This is a genomic window from Nitrosopumilaceae archaeon AB1(1), assembly GCA_033471095.1.
GTDB classification, from domain to species: Archaea; Thermoproteota; Nitrososphaeria; order Nitrososphaerales; family Nitrosopumilaceae; genus Nitrosoabyssus; species Nitrosoabyssus spongiisocia.
In genome coordinates this window covers 566901-587041 of the sequence record CP136752.1, presented here as the reverse complement: position 1 = coordinate 587041, position 20141 = coordinate 566901, and the positions used below count along the sequence as shown (strand labels likewise).

Below are 20141 nucleotides of genomic sequence, written 5' to 3'. Positions count from 1 at the left end.
GTAAATCATTAATGAATAATGAATCATCATACAAGACAATTTGATTTAACAAATTGAAATAAATGTATATAATTTAATCGTAAACTAGATGATTCTCGATCCAACTATGATTATACTATTAATTGAATCATTTGATGTAGATACAATTTTTGATATTTTACGCAATCTACAAAATGGTTTCGAGTCACTAACTAAAGGTACAATTTCTGCACACGTTTTACTTCTTACAGCAGGAGTCATAATATTTTTAGGGATAGCAGGGGAGGCATTTTTCAAACGCACGGGTATACCAGATATTGCTTTCTTGATGATATTTGGAGTAATTATTGGGCCAATTCTTGGCATAGTAGAGCCAAGTACAGTTACAAGTGTTGTTCCATACTTTGCAGCATTAGCTTTGATCATAATCATGTTTGATGGCGGATTAAATCTTGATCTTAAAAGTATGGCAAAGATTGCACATTTTTCATTTTTACTAGCTATAATCGGTTTTGTTATGTCGGTCGTTATAGTAGCGACACTTGCTTTCTTTTGGTTAGAGTGGGAGATACTAGATAGTATATTACTTGCAGCAATTGTAGGTGGAAGTAGTTCGATTATTGTATTTGGTCTAGTACGTGAATTAAAAGTGTCTGAGGACACAAAATCAGTTCTAAGTTTTGAATCTGCAATGACAGATATTCTGTCCACCATTATAGCATTCATTTTGTTCGGAGCTGTACTGGTAGGATACTTTGATTTATCTACATTAAGCGCTATAGGCGATTCGGTGATAATTGGATTAGCATTAGGACTTGGAGTAGGAATTCCATGGATGTTCCTCACATCAAAGCTACCAAACACAAAACACGCATACATGTTAACACTCGGAATGCTTTTTGTATTATTTTTCCTAGCTCAGACATTGGGCGAATCTGGCGCACTTACAGCTCTTGTATTTGGATTAATGTTGGGAAATAGAAAGAGATTATTCAGGTTACTACACATAAAAATTCCATATATTTCAAATGATGATACTATGCACAATCAACTTACATTTCTAGTACGTGCATTCTTTTTTGTCTTTGTAGGATTACTTGCAAGTTTTGGAAATATAGAATATATCATATTTGGAATTGTAGCAACCCTTGGAATTTACCTAGGACGATTAGCTCTTACCAGGGTCACACTTACAAGTAGATTTTCAAGATTAGATAAACGTGTCACGTCTGTAATGATTCCTAGAGGTTTGGCAGCTGCGGTACTAGCAACATTTCCAATAACACTTGGATTACCAAACGCTCACATTTATCCGCAAATTGTATTTGTAATCATATTAACATCAGTAATTCTAACTACAATTGGTCTGTCAACGGCCAAAAAAATACCCAACAAAGAAAGTGATAGAGGTGGATTTGTAAAACCAAATGTAGATGAATCTGAAATCAAAGACTAGATGTTTAAAGATTCTTTAAGACCTTTGTATCTATTACGGATTGTCACTTCAGTAACATTTGCAGCTTCGGCAATATCTCGCTGAGTTTTCTCTTCATTATATTTTACACAAGACAGGTATAGTGCTGCTGCTGCTAGACCCATTGGATCTTTTCCTGCAGAAACTTCATTTTCTTGTGCCTTTTTTAACACTTCAACTGCATAACGTTTTGTAGATTCTTTAATATTAATGAGACTTGCTATTCGAGCAACACATTGAATAGAACTTGTTACAGGCATTCTCAAATCTAATTCTTTAACAAGTAATCGATAACATCTTGCAATATCTTTACGTTTTATGTTTGCGGCTTGTTCAACATCTTTTAGATTTCTTGGTGTTGATGTATCTCTACATGCAGCATAAAGAGCAGATGCCATTAAAGCAGAAATAGAACGACCTCGTACCAGTCCTTTTTCAAGTGCCTTACGATAAATGTATGCTGCCTTTTCAATAACAGCGTCAGATATTGCTAGTTTATCTTTTAATCTATTCAATTCACTAAATGCTTGACGAAAGTTTCTATCTACTGGTTCGTGTACTTGACTTCTACTATCCCAAGTACGAAGTCTCTCAATTGTACTTTTCATAGATGCTGCAAGAGGTTTGCCTGAAGCATCTTTATTTATTGGATTAATTATTGTAGCAAGACCCATATCATGCATTGTTAGTGATGTTGGAGCACCAGCTCTTGCTCTATCTCCGTGTTCATCTTGTGTAAAGGAGCGCCACTCTGGACCAGATTCTTCAATCTTTTCAGATACTACAAAACCACATTTTGTACAAAACATTTCACCAGATTCATTATCGGTCACTAGTTTGCCTTTATTACAACGGGGACATTTAACGCCTGATGATTTTTCTGTTTTAACCATAGAATATTATTCTTAACTACTAGATATTTAAAACTTATGATTCAATTGTTCATTTTAAGTGATTATTATTAATGAATAGTGAGGGAATCATTGTCTAGTTGTATTTTCAGCAAGTATAGAGTAATTCTTGTATCTAGAGTTTTCAGAGTATTCAGTGTATAATGAGTAATCTGGATTTATGCGTCAGCATACATGGATACTTCCCATGCAGTAGGGGTCTGTGCGAATGCAGAAAACTCTGCATGTTTCAATTCAACGTATGTGTCTAGGAAATCTGAGGTAAATTCTTTTTCAAGAAATGCCGAGTCATTTTCTAATGCGTTTAGTGCAATTTGGAGATTAGAAGGAAGTGATTTAATTCCATATTCGCGTTTTTTACTATCAGGCATTTTGTAGATATTATCTTTTATAGGATCTCCAGGATCAATTTTCTTATTAATTCCATCAAGACCGGCAAGGAGTAGTGCGCTCTCTAACAAGTAGATGTTTGCAGTTGGGTCAGGTACACGATACTCGATTCTTTTACTATTTTGATTATCACGATTATACATTGGTACTCGTACTGCTGCAGAACGATTTCCAATTCCCCAACATATGTAAACGGGGGCCTCAAAACCAGGGACTAGTCGTTTATAGGAATTGGTTGTAGGATTCGATATTGAACATATTGTAGATGCGTGCTCTAGTATGCCTCCAATGTAGTATCTGCCCATCTGACTTAGTTGAGTGATATCATCATCTTTGTCAAACATTTTATTCGAATCATCGCTCCAAATACTTTGATGTACATGCATAGCAGATGCATTATCACCAAAGATTGGTTTGGGCATGAATGTGGCCACTTTGTTTGAATTTTTGGCTTTAACTTTGGTCACGTTTTTGACCGTAATTACATTATCTGCCATTATTTTCATGTTATCGTATAGTAAATTGATTTCACATTGTCCAGATGTTGCAACTTCATGATGTTCAGCTTCTATTTTTATTCCAAAGTAATGATATAAATCATCACAAACATTTTTTCTAAATACTTCAAGTGTATCTTTGGGTTGTGATGGATAATATCCTTCTTTAATGTCGATGGCAGTACTAATATTCCCCTTTGCCCATGGAGATTCTTTGGATTCAATTGAATAACCAGAACCACCATACGAATGAGTAGCTGCATATGGTGATGGATATACATTGATTGCATCAAACACAAAAAATTCTATTTCAGGTCCCCAGTGTGTATGTGTTAGATTAAATTGTTTCAAACGTTCTTCAGCTTTTGCAACAATCCCTCTAGAATCTCTTCCGTATCTAGTTGGGGATTTAGTATTTGCCTCATAAAGATCACAAAATATCCTACCATTCTTTCTTGTACCATTATCATAATCTGGTGGTAAAATACAAAATGAATCAGGATCAGGTTTTAGTATCATATCGGATTGATTAACATCTTTAAATCCACGAATAGAGCTTGCATCGAGTTTCTCTAATCCATCGGTAAAATTAGATTCAGATACAGCATAACTGGGCATTCCCATTCTGTGTAATTCACCGAAGATATCTACAAACCAGAAATCAAGGAATGTTATATTCTGCTTCTCTATTATCTCAAAGACCTGATTTGTATCCATGCGTTAAATTGTAGTTTTTTATACTAAACTGATTTAGTAAGAAAGTTTAAACTATATAGTAAATTATGTCAATTTAGAGGCTGGTTTGTATATGGGATCCTTCTCAAAGAAAAATTTATCTTCAAAGGCCGGTTTAAGTTCATCTAACCATATCGCATTTTCATCATATTTAGCATAAAATGGTTTTTGAACCCAATCAGGGTTTCTACCTTGCAAAAAGCGCATACTCAATACACGTTCACCGTTAATAGTAGGTATACCATCGATCAAAACTTTACCTGGTGTTGCAGACATGCTAGGACCTCTAACGGTTCTAGCAAGACCACTGACCTGCATGTACGCAGAACGATATAATTCATAGGCTTGAACTAGTGGCACGCTAAAGTAATGTTGTGCACCAGTATCTCTTGCCATAAACATGTAGTATGGAATACATCCCAATTGAACCTGCTTCTGCCACATAGTTTTCCATATGTTTGCATCATCGTTTATGTGTGCAAGTAATGGAGATTGTGTTCTAATTTCTGCTCCAGTTTGTTTAATTTTGAATATAGCACTCTTGACAGAATCGGTGGACAATTCCACTGAGTGATTAAAATGTGACATTATTGCTAAATGAATTTTATTAGATGTCACATGTTTGAATACATTTAACATTTCATCAGAATCGTCATCTGTGAGAAATTTGTAAGGCCAAAAAGTTAGAGCTTTAGTACCAATTCGAATTGTTTTCAGATTAGGTACATCTGCTTCAAGTAAAGTATTCACATATGTCGAGAATATGCGTGCTTTCATTATCATTGGATCACCACCGGTAAATAACACATCAGTAATTTCTGGATGCTCTTTTAGATATTGCACTAGTTGTTCACCTTCTTTCATAGCAAATTTCATGTCATCCATTCCTACAAATTGTGGCCAGCGAAAACAAAAGCTACAATACGCATGACAAGTTTGACTTTGGCTAGGAAAAAACAAACAAGTTTCAGAATATTTATGTTGAATACCAAATAATTGAGTTCCGTCTTTTAATTTTGGAACATTTAATTCCATTTGACCTGCAGGATGTGGATTTAGTTGTAATCTGATCGTATTTGCAGTCTCTTGAATATTTTTTTTATCTCCGCTACTCAAAGCAGCTTCCATAAGATTAAAGTGATTTGATTTCAACATATCACGCTGAGGAAAAGTCAGTATGAACATAGGATCATTCGGTATGTCATTCCAGTTTATCAGTTGTTCAATGACATAATTATTTGACTTGAACGGTAGTACATTTCCCACAACTTTTATCTCGTGAATTTGTTTGTCTGACAAATTATTAATTTGCTCTAATTTTTCGAAATTCATTAATGTGTATGATTTTATACGCGGTGAGTCGTCTTGTGTAAATTCTGTAGTGATTTGACTGGCCAATGTACTATTATATCGTATCCCGTGTTTAAAGTTAACTCAATATTATAAAAAGTATTTTTAGGCGTTTTAATCTACAAAATACAAATTGGCAGAACAAGAATTAGGACAAGCAGTAACAGGTCAGATCAACCAGTTTCAAGGTATAGTCGAGATCATAAGTACGTCACCATCATTACAAATTGCTCTAGCTATACTTGTTGTGGGATTAATTACTATTGCAATCGGTTATAAAAAAATTGGTAAAGTTACAATGTCACATAGATTTAGTTATACAAGACCACACACTGCAAGATTTGTTCGTATTGCAATATTACCATTATTCGCAATTGCACTTATAACTGGAATAAATGGATACATACAACTATTTGATCTAGATGTAGATATAGAATCGTCTAGTATTAGTAATCCAGCAAAAGAATTATTCGCAATGATACTGAATAGTATAAATATTTTAGTCATTGGGTATACAGTTGCACATTTAGTTCCAATTATAATTACAAAACGAGAAAAAAGAATGCTTGAGCGTGAAGATTTTGAAGGATGGAGAATGATGAAAGGATTCAAGGATGATGTAGATGTTCTATTTCATAGATTATACAAATGGGTTCCACCTGCAAATCCTCCTGAAGATATCGATAAAATAGAGTATGAGAAAAATTTGGAGACAAAGGAAGGTAGATTAATTTTAGAAAAATTCAGTACGTCAAGAGGTAACTCTATAGGAAGTTTTGAAAAACTAGTAGATGATCCATACTCTGAATGGAAGGAATCAGAACGTATCAAGTATGTAGAATATCTAGAAAAGTGCACTAGTGGAGATAATTTATCTGGTCGTAAAATGAGCCTAGATGGAAATCCTGAGGAGATTTATCGAATAGACACATGGCGTGAGGAGAAGAGAATAAATGATTATGAAAAGATAGAGGCCGGTGCTCGTCCTCCCGGATATGCCAAAAAGAAGAGACAAGAGTTGCCAAAATCTTTCAAACAGCTTTTACCAATAGGGATTTTTCTAGCTGTAGCAATTGGAGTTGCAAGTTGGTGGGGAATAGATTTGTTTGTATTGGCCACTGCCACCGGTGGTATGGCTGTAGGAGTTGGTTTTGCACTACAAGAGACCATGCAGAATTATTTTGCATATATAATAATTCGAAAAGATAAGATTTTTGTCGAGGGGGATAGAGTAAAATTAGAATCAGGTTATAATGGGTATGTCCATAAGATAACTCCACGTGTAACTTATGTACGACATGGATTAAACGAATCAATTGCTATAATACCAACACGTCAACTAGTAAATGCACAGATCATAAACTATTCTAAAAATATTAAATTGGTACCGGCTATAGTTGATGTGGGTGTATCATATTTGAATGATCCAAAACAAGTTGCATCGATACTAGTCAAAATAGGTACACGCGCAATGACGGAAATAAAAGATTCAAAGGGAAAACATTTGATTATACAAAAGCAATGTCCAAATATTAAACGTAATCAGGCCAGTTGTGGTTGTGATACAATATATACAGTAGATCTAAATCAACCAACAGTACGATTTAACGCATTTAGTGATTCATCCTTGGATTTTGCTCTATGGGTATACGTAAGAGACTATGGGTCTCAGTTTAAAGTAAAAAGTGATCTTCGATTAATGATTTATGAGGAGTTTAAAAAATATGATATACGAATACCATGGCCAATTAGAACTGTGTATCAGGGTGATGAGAAGCGAGAGGCAGAGGAGATTTCTAGTCTAAACGATGAGAGGGAGAAGACCATGAGAGAGTTTGGTATTGGTGATCTTGGTCGTGGTGAAGGCGAATCAGAATGACACATTAAAGATTTAAGATGTGTATTGTTTAATTTTTGTTATGTTAAGTCTCACAGTGCTTGGTGGGAGTGCATCTGTTGATCTGGGAAAACGTATCTCAAAGTTACTTGATGCCAAATTTGTAGAGGCAAAGGTTCAAACTTTTCCTGATGGAGAGAGTAAGATAACAATAAACTCTAAAATTAAAAGTAAAAAGATAGTAATTGTTCAATCATTATATCCACCAGTAGATACACATCTTGTACAACTTTTATCATTAATTATAGAGGCCAGATTAATTACTAATAATATAACTTTAGTTATACCATACATGGGATATGCGCGACAAGATCGTGTATTTTTATCTGGTGAAATTATAACCATGAAAACTGTAGCAAAATTAATTACATCTGCAGGTGCTAAACGAATAATCACAGTAGACATACACAGCAAGATGAGTTTGCGTCATTTTAAAATACCAACAAAAAATATTAGTGGTGTTTTTGATTTGGCAGATCATTTTACAGGTAAAAAATTAATCAATCCACTAATAGTTTCACCAGACAAGGGTGGATTAGATAGGGCCAAAAAATTTGCGTCTGTTCTAAAATTACCGATTACTCATTTAACAAAACACAGAGATAGAAAAACTGGTGCAATTAAAATATCAACTAAGAGTATAGGGGATATCAAAGACAGAGATATCATCATGGTAGATGATATGATAAGTACAGGCAATAGTATACTGAAAGGAGTTCAATTTCTCAAAAGACATAGGTGCGGTAGAATTTTTGTAGTGTGCACACATGCGTTACTGGTAAAGGACGCTGCTAAAAAAATACGTAAATCTGGCGTTGCTAAAATTATCGCTTCTAACACAATACCAAAAAGTGATACGATCATGATTGATGTATCAAGAAGAATAGCTGATGCGATTAAAAGTTCACGCTGATGAATAATGATGAGACCGGCAGGATTTGAAGGTTTTAGTGATTGTTCTGTTAGATTATAGGGTGTTTTCAGATTCAATTCAGTTTGTGGAATGTACTGACAACTGTCAAAATAGGTTTAGAATAACCTATTTGGAATTCTAAAGTTACCAATTATGAAAAAAGATGGTTGGATCTTCTGCATATAGGTACAATATATATAATTCCATGATGTGATGATCATAGATTCGATTTCTTTCTTTTAGAAGATCAGTACTTTAGTCTCAAAATAAACATTAATTCTTTTTTGATAATTTTTTATTGATTTCATCTAATTTGTCATCAATCTTAATGAGTTCTTTTGTTGTTTCAAAATTTAATATGAGTGCAATTATAACAAAAAACAAACCAATTGCTAATGCAAGTGAGCTAGAAAGGAGAATTTCATCTGTAGAAATATTTGGTAGTAAAGAGAAAAGTGCTGTATAAATAATATAAAATATTGCTCCCACACTAGCTATTAATATTAGTGAATTTCTAGATTTTTTAGCTTTGTCAAATTTCTTTTGAGTCATGATCATGGAGCTCTGTATTTCATGTTTCGCATTAATTTACCAATAGTTTTTGCTACATCAAAACACATTGATTTTACCAAAACTGTATCTAAATTAGATTCATAGAAATTCCGATGTAGCACATTACCATATGAAAATGATATAAAAATTTCTTTGTCTTGTTCTTGTTTAGATAATGTTTTGGCGAATTGTCCAAGTGTTTTATGACTATTAATGGATTTATTTCTTTTTGCTGCCGCTGTTTTAAGAACACAAGACATAGCACCCCACATCATCTCACTAGCTTTGTTATAATCTTTTAATTTCAAATATTTTTCTGCATTATGACTATAATGTAAAACCATACTTGCATATTTATCAGTCTTATTTTTTGTTGCATCAATTTGGGCAGACATTAATCTTTATCTTCTGAATCTATGTCAGTATATTCAGTAATTTTTCTTGAATTTGCATCGACTTTAATTTCCTTCAACTGTTCACTCAAGAAACCAACATCAAAAATAATAGACCAAGTTCCATTTTCTAAATTTGAGGATTTCAGATTTGTCGTACTATGATATTCTTCAAGAAATCCTTTTGCTTTATCTATTGCTTCTTCCATATCACATTCTGTCATAAATTAAATCACTGAATGGTGTCATTAATTCTTTATGCAGTTTTGATATATAAACTAGATATTCAAAAGATTGAATTAATACTAATTAGCTGTTGCCAACCCTTTCAGTAACTCATTCCGACTAGTACATGCGTCTAGTTTCCATTGCTTCTCATAGATTCTAGAAAATTATCAACAGATATTTTCTCCAACATCTTCCAAGTCTAATGTTTGTGTTACGTTGTGGAATTATTTGAGTCACTAAAGTATGATGGGACCGGCAGGATTTGAACCTGCGACCACTAGCACCCCAGGCTAGCATCATACCAATCTAGACGACGGTCCCACGAGTAAATTCCAATAGTGAAATTATTAAATCATATTATTATACAATTAATCATGGCAAAATGTTCAATTTGTAATAAGATTTCAGCAACAGGGGACCATACTGATTGTAAGGAGAAATTACGTATCGATCTAGAAGACAAAAATTTCAAGGATTCACTTTTAGAAAAGCTAGACATTGCTAAAGATGCAGAATTGGCACCAGAAGTCAAAGTGATTTTAGAATATTTGACAAAAGAGAAAGACTAGCGTTCTTGTTCAACTGGTCGTATCAAGATCTCATTTACATTTACATGCTTGGGAGCTTGAGCAGCATATAATATCGTATTTGCAATATCTTCTGCTCGTAGTGATTCCATCTTTTTAGCCCCTTCTACAAAAGTTTGTAGTGATTCATCGGTTATGGTATTAGTTAATTCAGTAGTTACAACTCCAGGTTCAATACATGTCACTCTAATGTTACTGCGTGCACTCAACTCTTGTCGCAACCCTTCACTAAAAGCTGTAATTGCATGTTTTGTAGCACAGTATACACTACCGGCAGGAAAAACAAGTCGTCCCGCAACAGAGGATATGTTAATGATGTGACCGGATTTTTTCTCCTTCATATGTAAAATAACTGCTGCCGTACAATACAAGACACCTTTAATATTCACATCAATCATTTGATCCCATTCATCTACTTTGAGATTTTTTATAAAACTCAGAGGCATGAGTCCTGCATTATTTACTAAAATATCAATAGAGTTCCATTCATTAAGAACTTTCTTTGCAAAAGATTCACATTCAGATCTTACAGTTACATCGACTTTTTGTACCAATACCTCTGCACCAATTTTTTTAATTTCTTCTTCTAATTGTGCTAGTTTATCTGTTCTTCGAGCACAAATTGCAACTTTGGCACCAGCTTTTGCAAGTGCAATGGCAGTGGCATAACCTATACCACTACTAGCACCGGTAACTAGTGCTACTTTGCCAGTTATCATGATATTATTAGTAATGAAAATCATAAAAATGTATTCCGATTCCTTGTCTAACAACTCAAATTTTTCACTATTTATGAGCAGAATTTTAAAGGATTTGAATACATTCGATTGTTTAGTAAAAACATCAATATCAGGGTTATGAATATAGTTTACAATGTCCAGTACAGAAGATATCTATTTGTCATCTATGACCGAACAAGATAAAAAAAAGTATAGTGGAAAATGGATTGCGATAGTAGGTAAAAATGTAATTGCTAATAGTGACGATATGATTGAGACATATAATATGGCTATACAAAAATCCCCCTCATATACCCCATTATTAAAAAGAATTCGAAGTGTAGACGAAAACGAAGTATTGTTATTATGAATTCAAGATGAACAAATTTATCATATAAAAAAAGAGTTTATGACGAATTAAAATTTGATTATCATAGTGGTTCTGTACCTAATTCTGACACATCTGTACGTAGGCCTAAGACTGAAGTTGTTTTTACTAAACAATCGAATGTATTCGGATCCTTTAAAATCATAAATAGCCAATTCCATGCCTCTAATTTAACACCCATATCAAATACCTCTTCATTTTGAGCAGAGTATTTCATAGAATAAGATTTATGTGAATTACACTAGATATTATTAATGAAAATAGAAAAGTGCGCATATTGTGGTGACGAAACAGACATGCCTTTTGAATGCAATTATTGTAAAGATCCATTTTGTGCAGAACATAGATTGCCTGAGGAGCACAGATGTGTAAAATTGACACAGATACATGCAGGACGATTTGGAAAAAAAGGTATAGTACGCAAAGATACGTCATCATTTTTTAAAAAATTTCTAGATCGATTCAAGCGTTAGTATAATTCAGTTTTATTGGGAAATATACGCATTCTGCGTGCTTGATAAAATAAGGATATAGCAAGAGCAGCGAGTACTAGTGATGTAAGCCAGTGTGCGGTAATTAGTGTAACATAGGCTACTGCAAATCCAAGCATTGCAATACCTTGTATAGATAACTTTATCCAATTAGGAATTTTTACCGCTCTACTAATTAATTCTATAATTAATAATCCAGCTCCGGGGTATAATGCTATTAGTAAAAAATCAAATACATCTACATCTAGATGGGACATGTTTGATTTGAATTGTCGTGTATTTTATTTGCAGCTGATTGTTCTATAAAAACAGCAATGTTTTGAGTAACAAGTGCATGTGCATTTTCAAATGGGATGGTAGCAACATCTTCAGACTCGAAAGGACCGTACTGTTTGAGATTTACCCCCATCATAACATCAGCAGGTTTTAAAAAACGTGTCAAAACCATTTCTTTATTTTGTTCTTGAGACATAGATTTCAACAATTCTGTTTGACCATTTAAGATTGCCTCTGAAACTGATTTTTCCCGTCCTATCATTTTCTCATTCATAGATAGAATATATTTTTCTAAATTTAGTAGATTTAGAGTATACATGCCATTATTCCGATGAGCTTTCTCTAGTCTAATGCGGAGTAGTAACGAGGCCATTGTCTTTATCAGATTAATCATGGCATCTCTAATACTATTTCGGGTATCATCGTATTGTTCGTTAGCGAATTTGTCTAAAAACTCTGCTATAGATGTGTAAGTCTCAAGCGGCATCTCGTGTGGAATATCATTTTGTATCTCTCTATTAAGATAAGAGTGGAGAGCGTCTAGGGTAATATCCTTAGTCTCTGACATACTCAAACCTTAAATGGTGGGTTATTTGTTCCTATTTGACGATATAATTTGCCTTACAAGCTAAACCACGGTGAATCTTTACAAATTAAATATTCTGTAGATGATGTTTTCTCACTGATTAGTCATGAAAATATAAAGTTTATAGATTTTCAATTTACAGGTCTAACTGGACGATTTCACCACACAACCATCTCTGCAAGTACATTTACACAAGATCAGATGGTTGATGGATTACCGAAACTTGATGGTTCATCAATTGTTGGATTTACAACCATTGATGATTCTGATCTTATTTTAAAACCTGATCCAAATACATTTGCAATTATACCATGGCTAACAGAGAAAAAAACTGCTAGATTACTCTGCGATATTTATTGGGGCAGAGGACGTGGACGATTGGACAGTGACCCGCGCGGAATATGTCAAAAGGCAGAAAAATTTGTGAAAACACAAGGATTTGATTTTAGTTATTGGGGACCGGAGGTTGAATTTTTTGTATTCGATGAAGTACATTGGGCTGTACTTACACCATACAAAGGTCAATCATATTCAATAGAATCAGTTGAATCTCCATGGAGTAAAGAGGGTACAGGTTTTCCAATGGGACTAAAGGAAGGTTACTATCCTAGTACACCATCAGATACACTCACGCCATTTAGAAATGAATGTGTCGATATTTTGAATGAAAATTTTGGCGTTCTTTGCGACAATCACCATCACGAAGTTGCAACAGCAGGACAGTGTGAGATTGATATCAAATATGACTATATGACAAATGCAGCAGATGCCACACAGTCTTACAAGTTTGTCGTGCGTAATGTAGTGAAAAATCATAACAAAATTGCAACTATGATGCCAAAACCAATAGCCATGGATGCAGGATTTGGAATGCATACGAACGTAAGTCTATGGAAGAATAAGCAAAATGCGTTTTATGATAAAAAAGAGGACGCAGAATTGAGCCAGATTGGTAGGTACTTTTGTGGCGGAATAATTAATCACGCAAAAGCTCTATGTGCCATAGCCAATCCTACAACAAACTCTTACCATAGATTGGTACCAGGATATGAGGCCCCAGTATACATTGCATGGAGTTCAAGTAATAGATTTGCTATTGTTAGAATTCCTGAACACTTTTCTGGTGATAAATACTCTAAACTCAAACGACTAGAATTCAGAGCCCCTGATCCATCTGCAAATCCATACCTTGTATTTTCAGCAGTCTTAGCAGCAGGATTAGATGGTATAAAAAAGAAGTCAGATCCAGGAGAACAAACTAAAGAAGATATTTTCAAAATGACAAAAGCTATGCGTGACAAAAAGAAAATTGATATTTTACCTGCTAATCTAGGTGAGGCACTTGATGAATTGGAAAGCGATCGCAAATTCCTCAATCCAGTATTTTCTAATGAAGTAATTGATAAAATAATTGTGTTGGAGAGACAAGATCAAAAAGAGATTTCAGTGAGACCACATCCACATGAATTTTATTTATATTTTGATGTATAGATGCGAGCATTTGTGTGCATAGAAATTACCAGTAGATACATACATGATATAATTAGTAAAATTAGAGACACGCTTGAATTAAAAGAAAAGCCGATAAAAGTAGAAAATCTACACTTTACACTTGCATTTCTCGGTGAGATTGATTCATCAGATAGAGTAATGGCCGCGTTACAGAGAGTAAAGATGGAGCCATTTCATATAACATTAAGTGGATTAGGTGCATTTCCTAGTGCAAAGAATCCTAGAATTTTATGGATGAATACCACTCATGGGAGTGAATCACTAATCCAATTGGCACATACCATCCAAGAATCATTAATGGCTATTAATTACTATACACCAACAAAAAAATTCAAACCCCATCTTACCATATGTAGAATCAAACATGAAACAAATTTTGGCAACAAGTTGGAAGAGTTTTCGAATGAATCATTTCATTCACAAAGTATAACAAAATTCAAATTAAAACAGAGTGTGTTGGATTCAAAAGGAGTGATATACTCAGATTTAGGTGAGGTAAGATTGGGATGAGGAGTGTAATTCAGGAAAGAGCAAGGAGACTGCTAACTCCAAATATTTCAGAGAAGAGAAGAAAGAAAAAGATTGCAGATATGACACTAAAGTTGGTTGAGGCAAGTAGTTCAAAATTAGACATTGTGACGGGTGTAGAGTTGGGTGGATTATATGCAAAGAATACTTGGCTTGTAGGTGCAGATATTGATATTTTTGTTAAAGTAGAGAAAAATGTTAGCGATGAAAAATTCACAAAATTAGTACTTGATATTGGATATACATCCATGAAGAAATACAAGCCGTATGTACGATTTGCCGAACATCCGTATGTAGAGGCAGTAGTTCAGGGTACACGTGTTAATGTAGTTGGGTGTTATGATGTCAAAATAGGGGATTGGCATAGCGCTGCTGATAGATCACAGTACCACACCACATTCATGAAGAAGCATCTCACATCAAAAAAACAGCAAGATGTTAGATTGTTAAAGGCATTTTTAAAAAGTAATATGATTTATGGTGCAGAGATTGCAAAGGAAGGATTCAGTGGATACGTATCAGAGGTATTAATTTGGAATCTTGGTAATTTTTCTAATGTTATAAAAAAAATGGCAACAATAAAGGAAAATGAAATAATAGGAGATACTAGTTTAAAGTTTAAAACACCAATTGTAATCATAGATCCAGTTGATAATAATAGGAATTTAGCAGCTGCAATATCTACCGAAAATTTAGTGAAATTCGTTCTTGCAAGTAGAAAATATCTTAAAAAACCTACACATTCATCATTTGCAAACAAGAAAACTATGAAACCAAATGGCAATTTAGATGACTGTCTAGTTGTGCAGTTTAGTTTCAAGTCAAGAAGTCCAGAAATCATATGGGGTCAGAGTAAAAGAACAGCTACATCACTTTCACGACAATTAATCATGGCAGGATTCAATCCATTACAAAATATGGTTATTATTAATCAGGGTGTGGTATACATGTTGTTTGCTTTACAAAGTATGGATATTAATAAAAACATGATAAAGAATGGACCTACAATTTATGGTGGTGATCACGTGCAGAAATTTATAAATAAAAATTTCAAAACTAGCATATCTATGTGGATAAATTCTAGTGGTAATGTTTTATCATTACACAAGAGAGATGCAACACATGCAGGTAAATTTCTTAATGACTCATTAAAGAATAACTTGTACGCCATGGGGGTATCAAAAGGTATTCAAAATGATATCAAACAGTTCAAAGTAATACTTGGCAGGCAAGTCAAAAACAAATTAATTAAAAAGGCATTATACGAATTTGTGTCTGTAGATGAAGCATTCTTTTCTAAATATTAACCGACTTGGAGAGGAACCATACAGTGGCATAGTAGGATTTCCAAATGGGAGTCGTGCTCAAGTGAAGAGACGCATTGCACAGATGAGCAAACTGGATATACAGAAAATAGCATTTGTAGGATGTACCAGAATATTGAATCAAGATATTCTTGGAAAAGGTTATTCAGGTATAGTACTACTAGGTAGAATGAATGACATCAAAGTCGCTGTAAAGATTCGTCGTTTAGATTCACGTAGAAGGAACATGAATAATGAATCCAAATTGTTACAGTTGGTAAATAATGTTGGGGTCGGTCCTAGATTCATTGCATCGAGTAGTGATATTCTTGTAATGGAGTATACCAGTGGTAAAAGAATTTCAGATTGGTTGGAAGACTCGACGAATATCAATAGACATTTGAAAAAAATCTTGACAGATTGTTTCAAGCTGGATATGGCAAGAGTTGATCATGGGGAATTGAGTAGAATATCAAGACATGTAATTATTGGTCGCAAGACTACTTTGATGGATTTTGAAAGTGCAAGCAGTAACAGACATCCATCAAATGTTACATCTGCAACACAAGGATTATTCATTGTTCCCCGAATTGCAAAAAAAATCAAAAAGTATCGTAAAGTTCCACGAAGAGATGTTTTGATTAAAGCATTACGTGCATACAAGAAAGATATGTCCAGAGTACAATTTAATAAATTACTCAAAGTGTTAGATTTATGATTCCAGCCAAAGCAATCAAAACTTTGAGTAAAGATCAGGTGATGAGAGATGTCATATTAAAAGTAGGAGAATGCAAATTGAAACATGTGAAAAACAGATACGAGTCACTAGTAAGAGCTATAATTTCACAACAATTAGCAGGTGCCGCAGCTCAGGCCATCTTTAAGAGATTCTCCAAACTTGGAGATGGGAGATTTCCAAAACCAGATGAGACATTGGGATTCTCTCATAAGAAATTAAGAAAAGTTGGTCTATCAGAGAGGAAAATAGAGTATATTAGAGATTTGTCTGCAAAGATAGAGTCAAGAGAGTTGAAACTTCGGTCCATATCACGATTATCTGATGAAAAAGTTGTAGAGCAGTTAGTAATGATTAAAGGAGTAGGCAGATGGACTGCAGAGATGTTTCTAATGTTTACTTTGGGTAGATTGGATATTTTGCCTCTTGGAGATTTAGGTGTACGAAATGGATTCAGAAAGATGTACTCTAACCAGTCAATGTCTGAAAAAGAGATGTTAGTCATTGCTGAGAAATGGCGTCCCTTTAGGAGTATTGCAACATGGTACATTTGGCAATCATTAACTTTGAATATTGATTAAATGTTTTAAAAACATAAAGACATTTAGGTAAACATACAAAAATGTCAACATTGAATAATTTTGAAGAGCCAGATACACTAGAGTTACTATTTACGATGCAACGTAAATTGGCAGATGCTATAAATTCAGACAGGTATCCAAGTGGTACTGAAGAACGTATATCTGCATTATGTACTGCCATGATTCATGAAACAATTGAACTGCAACGACTTACTAATTGGAAGTGGTGGAAGAATCCAAACGAGTTTGATACAAAAAATGCAAGAGAGGAATTGATTGATATTTGGCATTTTCTAATTCAAGCATCTATTGAATTGAATCTACAACCTAAAGATATTCTAGAAGAGTATACGAAAAAGAATAAGATTAATCATCAGAGACAAAAAGATGATTATTGACGTAATGCACTAGTAAGAGTTTTTGCGATATAATGCAGATTGTTCTCTGTAACTTTGGGGTGTACTGGTAGTGACAATATACGATTCGATACACGAACAGTTATGGGTAATTTCACATTCGATCTATACAATGGGGTCTTGTGTATAGGTGTGGAATAGTATGCCGCAGCTCCCACCCCTTTAGATAACAGATATTTTAGAATCTTATTACGATTTTTAACCTGTACAGTATACAAGAGCCAATTTACTCTCTCACCGCTTCTCTCTACTGGTACATTAATGATATCAGATAATAATTCAGATAAGATTTTAGCATTTTTACGCCGTTTTTTTAGAAATGATGATAATTTCTTTACTTGAATGGTACCAATAGCAGCACTCATCTCTTGCATTCGAAAATTCAATCCTAAAATTCTGCTGTCATAACCGTTAAACATTCCATGATTTCTTATCATGAGAATTTTATCGTGCAACTTTTTGCTGCGACTAATTATAATTCCTCCCTCTCCTGTAGTCATTACCTTACCTGGATACATACTAAAGATTCCTGCATCTCCAAATGTTGCTGTGTGTTTATTATTCAGAGTAGAACCCATAGACTGTGCTGCGTCCTCTAACACTTTGAGATTATGAGATTTTGCTATATCTAAAAGTGGTTCTAGATATGCAACATTTCCAAACATATGAACAGGTATTACTACTTTGGATTTTTTCGTGATCTTTTTTTGTAGATTTATTGGATCCATGGTATAATTATTATTACTAATATCAACAAAGACGGGTTTTGCACCAACAGATAAAACAGCATTTGCAGTTGCTAGGAACGTAAATGAGGGTAAAAGTACCTCATCACCAGATTTTACCCCTAATCCATAGAGAACTGCCTGAAGGGCAGCTGTGCCTGAATTGACAGCTAGAACATATCGTGAATTTACAAATGAGGATACTGCTTTTTCAAACATTCTCACACTAGGTCCCCCTGTCCTTGCTGCAGATGTTAATACTCCAGTATTCAATATTTTTAGTACAGCATTTTTTTCACGTTTATCTAAACTTGGGATATTAATTGGAATCATGATTAACCAACATTAGGAATAATCACGCCACGTATGTTTGCACTTTACACATCGATAAAATTGAGTTGTCGGTTCATCTGCACTTCTAGTTTGTAGCATCCACCATACAGCTTGATCATTACCACATTTTTCACATTCAATACTTATTGTTGGTAGTGATTCATCTTTATCTTTTTCATCAAACACATTAAATTCAGATGTGGTGTTTTTAGTTTTTATTTCAGATTTATCTTTTGATACTATTCCTTCAGTAAAATCACATTTTATACATGCCAAAGCAGTACCGTTATTTTTCAGGCGTGAAGAGCATATAGGACAGAATTTCATTATTCTTTCTTTATTGAAGATTGAAACACTGAGATTAAGTTATCAATTACTTTGAGAGAATCATCAACTGATGACATTAGTTTTGGCAGGGGATCTTTGGTAGAATCAACCTTTACCCAACACTCGTTGGTAAGTGGATGTTTTACGATAACTCCTGCAAAATCAATATCCTTTCTAGATAATAATTCGTGCTGTATGATGTATAATAGACCTATATCAGATTCTATGACCGATAATTGGACTTGTTTAGGTGAAGATTCCAAGACTTGAATTTCCATGTGAGATAAAGTAATTATTGCGGTTATAAATAATTATCAATACAATTGACTGACAACTACATATCAAGCATCAACATATCTACAGAAAATGAATCATACTCTATGGCAGACAAGATTGTTGTGCATACAAAGTTTTCACTCAAAGGGGAACTCAGAGATGTATTTACAGAAAAAAACTGGACGAAATCATATGAGAAAAATGATGTTACGTTTAAGATGAAATATGGGGTTAAACTTTCTAGTGGAAAATTACGAAAACAGAATTTAGGTGAGATTGTAGATACGTATAAAAAAGCTGCAATTTTTTGGACACGTAATCCAAACTTGGTAAATCCTATGAAAGAGAAACGGGTGTGGGTACAAGTATCAAAAAATTTCAAACCAGTAATTAAATTAACTGAGGAAGAAGTTAAAGGTGAACTATTTGATTTTGAGGAAGACTTTGAATTTGATGCCTCTGTTCTTGGAATTGGTACACACAGTACAAGTGCTGAGGTATTTGTGTCATGGGAAAAGCATGACTATATTGAAAAAGATAAAATCTCAAAACATTCTGATTCATTTAAGGTAACAATAAAATAATTATTAATAATACATCATAAATCATTATACATGTTGAAAATATTATGTCAAGTATTTCGAGTGGGTAAAAATTGGTAACCATTTAGTGAAATAACATGTTTTCCAAGTGTTGGATTATAAAGAAGATGTCATAATGATTAGTATGGCAAAATATGATGGATTGTTAGGTCAGCCTGTATTAGAAGTTGAAGAACCAGATAAAGAAGGAGGTATCACACTAATCTTTAAGGATAATAGATTCCTATTCATTAGTATTAATGGTACAAAGATAAGCACGGTGTCAATACCGGAGTGATGAATGATGGTCAAATTTGATAGTATACGTATGATGGAATTAGTAAAGGTTGAAGATCCAGACTCAGATGGCGGTTTGACACTGATTTTTAAGGATAATCAGACCATCAAAATAAAAATTATTGATGGAAAATTAGTATCCGAGTGTACACCAGAATAG

The 20141-nt window shown here is 34.0% G+C and carries 28 protein-coding genes and 1 tRNA gene; 15 read left to right on the top strand and 14 right to left on the bottom strand.

Annotation, left to right across the window (positions count from 1 at the left end; translation table 11 throughout):
- Positions 1-88: 88 nt before the first annotated feature.
- Positions 89-1435: a cation:proton antiporter gene (locus tag R1F52_03510; protein ID WOV93707.1), complete on the top strand. Its 1347-nt coding sequence runs from the start codon at positions 89-91 to the stop codon at positions 1433-1435.
- Here R1F52_03510 and R1F52_03505 read toward each other — a convergent pair.
- From R1F52_03505 to R1F52_03495, 3 genes are all read right to left on the bottom strand, one after another.
- A complete protein-coding gene (locus R1F52_03505; protein WOV93706.1) occupies positions 1432-2346 on the bottom strand; it encodes a TFIIB-type zinc ribbon-containing protein in 915 nt (304 codons plus the stop codon). The genes R1F52_03510 and R1F52_03505 overlap by 4 nt on opposite strands.
- A 176-nt stretch (positions 2347-2522) precedes the next feature.
- Entirely contained in the window at positions 2523-3968 is a 1446-nt protein-coding gene (gene glnA, locus R1F52_03500) for a type I glutamate--ammonia ligase (GenBank protein WOV93705.1), read from the bottom strand.
- Between the two features lie 63 nt (positions 3969-4031).
- The gene (locus R1F52_03495) at positions 4032-5318 is read right to left on the bottom strand and encodes a lysine 2,3-aminomutase (protein ID WOV93928.1); all 1287 of its coding nucleotides are present in this window, start codon (positions 5316-5318) and stop codon (positions 4032-4034) included.
- Between the two features lie 151 nt (positions 5319-5469).
- Here R1F52_03495 and R1F52_03490 point away from each other — a divergent pair, with 151 nt between their 5' ends.
- Both R1F52_03490 and R1F52_03485 read left to right on the top strand, forming a co-directional pair.
- Positions 5470-7215, top strand: a complete 1746-nt coding sequence (locus R1F52_03490) for a mechanosensitive ion channel (GenBank protein ID WOV93704.1) — start codon at positions 5470-5472, stop codon at positions 7213-7215.
- Positions 7216-7255: 40 nt separating this feature from the next.
- Complete coding sequence (locus R1F52_03485; GenBank protein WOV93703.1) at positions 7256-8146, top strand: ribose-phosphate pyrophosphokinase; 891 nt, start codon at positions 7256-7258, stop codon at positions 8144-8146.
- A gap of 273 nt (positions 8147-8419) precedes the next feature.
- On the opposite strand, the gene R1F52_03480 is transcribed toward R1F52_03485, so the two are convergent.
- The 4 genes from R1F52_03480 to R1F52_03465 all read right to left on the bottom strand — a co-directional run bounded on the left by R1F52_03480 (position 8420) and on the right by R1F52_03465 (position 9639).
- Positions 8420-8698, bottom strand: coding sequence for a hypothetical protein (locus R1F52_03480; GenBank protein ID WOV93702.1), 279 nt, complete (start codon positions 8696-8698; stop codon positions 8420-8422).
- A gap of 2 nt (positions 8699-8700) precedes the next feature.
- Positions 8701-9093, bottom strand: a complete 393-nt coding sequence (locus R1F52_03475; protein ID WOV93701.1) for a PaREP1 family protein — start codon at positions 9091-9093, stop codon at positions 8701-8703.
- Entirely contained in the window at positions 9093-9314 is a 222-nt protein-coding gene (locus tag R1F52_03470) for a hypothetical protein (GenBank protein WOV93700.1), read from the bottom strand. The genes R1F52_03475 and R1F52_03470 overlap by 1 nt, the downstream gene beginning before the upstream one ends.
- A 251-nt stretch (positions 9315-9565) precedes the next feature.
- A tRNA-Pro gene (locus R1F52_03465) sits at positions 9566-9639 on the bottom strand.
- 53 nt (positions 9640-9692) lie between these two features.
- On the opposite strand from R1F52_03465, the gene R1F52_03460 reads away from it, so the two are divergent.
- On the top strand, positions 9693-9887 hold the full coding sequence (locus tag R1F52_03460) for a hypothetical protein (protein WOV93699.1): 195 nt from the start codon (positions 9693-9695) through the stop codon (positions 9885-9887).
- On the opposite strand, the gene R1F52_03455 is transcribed toward R1F52_03460, so the two are convergent.
- Positions 9884-10624, bottom strand: coding sequence for an SDR family oxidoreductase (locus tag R1F52_03455; protein ID WOV93698.1), 741 nt, complete (start codon positions 10622-10624; stop codon positions 9884-9886). The two genes, R1F52_03460 and R1F52_03455, sit on opposite strands and share 4 nt — an antisense overlap.
- 154 nt (positions 10625-10778) lie before the next feature.
- On the opposite strand from R1F52_03455, the gene R1F52_03450 reads away from it, so the two are divergent.
- Complete coding sequence (locus R1F52_03450; protein ID WOV93697.1) at positions 10779-10994, top strand: DUF5678 domain-containing protein; 216 nt, start codon at positions 10779-10781, stop codon at positions 10992-10994.
- A gap of 61 nt (positions 10995-11055) precedes the next feature.
- On the opposite strand, the gene R1F52_03445 is transcribed toward R1F52_03450, so the two are convergent.
- Complete coding sequence (locus R1F52_03445; protein ID WOV93696.1) at positions 11056-11229, bottom strand: hypothetical protein; 174 nt, start codon at positions 11227-11229, stop codon at positions 11056-11058.
- Positions 11230-11266: 37 nt separating this feature from the next.
- On the opposite strand from R1F52_03445, the gene R1F52_03440 reads away from it, so the two are divergent.
- Positions 11267-11485 carry an AN1-type zinc finger domain-containing protein gene (locus R1F52_03440; protein WOV93695.1) on the top strand — a complete coding sequence of 73 codons (219 nt, stop codon included), beginning with the start codon at positions 11267-11269 and terminating at the stop codon, positions 11483-11485.
- On the opposite strand, the gene R1F52_03435 is transcribed toward R1F52_03440, so the two are convergent.
- Complete coding sequence (locus R1F52_03435; protein ID WOV93694.1) at positions 11482-11760, bottom strand: hypothetical protein; 279 nt, start codon at positions 11758-11760, stop codon at positions 11482-11484. The two genes, R1F52_03440 and R1F52_03435, sit on opposite strands and share 4 nt — an antisense overlap.
- Complete coding sequence (locus tag R1F52_03430) at positions 11748-12347, bottom strand: hypothetical protein (GenBank protein ID WOV93693.1); 600 nt, start codon at positions 12345-12347, stop codon at positions 11748-11750. Before R1F52_03430 ends, R1F52_03435 begins: the two co-directional genes overlap by 13 nt.
- A gap of 48 nt (positions 12348-12395) precedes the next feature.
- Between R1F52_03430 and glnA (R1F52_03425) the strand changes: the two genes are divergently transcribed.
- Genes glnA (R1F52_03425) through R1F52_03400 form a run of 6 tightly spaced genes read left to right on the top strand, consistent with a single transcriptional unit; the run spans position 12396 to position 17424 of the window.
- Complete coding sequence (glnA, locus tag R1F52_03425; protein ID WOV93692.1) at positions 12396-13856, top strand: type I glutamate--ammonia ligase; 1461 nt, start codon at positions 12396-12398, stop codon at positions 13854-13856.
- A 12-nt stretch (positions 13857-13868) separates the two neighbouring features.
- Positions 13869-14387: an RNA 2',3'-cyclic phosphodiesterase gene (thpR, locus tag R1F52_03420; GenBank protein WOV93691.1), complete on the top strand. Its 519-nt coding sequence runs from the start codon at positions 13869-13871 to the stop codon at positions 14385-14387.
- Positions 14384-15712 (top strand): CCA tRNA nucleotidyltransferase, encoded by a 1329-nt coding sequence (gene cca / locus R1F52_03415; GenBank protein WOV93690.1) that lies wholly within the window; start codon positions 14384-14386, stop codon positions 15710-15712. The genes thpR and cca overlap by 4 nt, the downstream gene beginning before the upstream one ends.
- The gene (locus R1F52_03410) at positions 15687-16427 is read left to right on the top strand and encodes a serine/threonine protein kinase (GenBank protein ID WOV93689.1); all 741 of its coding nucleotides are present in this window, start codon (positions 15687-15689) and stop codon (positions 16425-16427) included. The genes cca and R1F52_03410 overlap by 26 nt, the downstream gene beginning before the upstream one ends.
- On the top strand, positions 16424-17026 hold the full coding sequence (locus R1F52_03405; GenBank protein WOV93688.1) for a hypothetical protein: 603 nt from the start codon (positions 16424-16426) through the stop codon (positions 17024-17026). The genes R1F52_03410 and R1F52_03405 overlap by 4 nt, the downstream gene beginning before the upstream one ends.
- Positions 17027-17076: 50 nt before the next feature.
- The gene (locus R1F52_03400) at positions 17077-17424 is read left to right on the top strand and encodes a dUTPase (protein WOV93687.1); all 348 of its coding nucleotides are present in this window, start codon (positions 17077-17079) and stop codon (positions 17422-17424) included.
- Here the strand turns inward: R1F52_03400 and R1F52_03395 are convergent.
- From R1F52_03395 to R1F52_03385, 3 genes are read right to left on the bottom strand one after another with little or no spacing between them, the layout of a single operon-like run.
- Positions 17418-18500 carry a DegT/DnrJ/EryC1/StrS family aminotransferase gene (locus tag R1F52_03395; protein WOV93686.1) on the bottom strand — a complete coding sequence of 361 codons (1083 nt, stop codon included), beginning with the start codon at positions 18498-18500 and terminating at the stop codon, positions 17418-17420. The two genes, R1F52_03400 and R1F52_03395, sit on opposite strands and share 7 nt — an antisense overlap.
- Positions 18501-18512: 12 nt before the next feature.
- Positions 18513-18827 (bottom strand): transcription factor S, encoded by a 315-nt coding sequence (locus R1F52_03390; GenBank protein ID WOV93685.1) that lies wholly within the window; start codon positions 18825-18827, stop codon positions 18513-18515.
- Positions 18827-19105 (bottom strand): RpoL/Rpb11 RNA polymerase subunit family protein, encoded by a 279-nt coding sequence (locus R1F52_03385; protein WOV93684.1) that lies wholly within the window; start codon positions 19103-19105, stop codon positions 18827-18829. The genes R1F52_03390 and R1F52_03385 overlap by 1 nt, the downstream gene beginning before the upstream one ends.
- Before the next feature lie 45 nt (positions 19106-19150).
- On the opposite strand from R1F52_03385, the gene R1F52_03380 reads away from it, so the two are divergent.
- The 3 genes from R1F52_03380 (at position 19151) to R1F52_03370 (ending at position 20141) form a co-directional block, all read left to right on the top strand.
- Complete coding sequence (locus R1F52_03380; protein ID WOV93683.1) at positions 19151-19687, top strand: hypothetical protein; 537 nt, start codon at positions 19151-19153, stop codon at positions 19685-19687.
- A gap of 109 nt (positions 19688-19796) precedes the next feature.
- Positions 19797-19982: a hypothetical protein gene (locus R1F52_03375; protein ID WOV93682.1), complete on the top strand. Its 186-nt coding sequence runs from the start codon at positions 19797-19799 to the stop codon at positions 19980-19982.
- Positions 19983-19985: 3 nt separating this feature from the next.
- A complete protein-coding gene (locus tag R1F52_03370) occupies positions 19986-20141 on the top strand; it encodes a hypothetical protein (GenBank protein ID WOV93930.1) in 156 nt (51 codons plus the stop codon).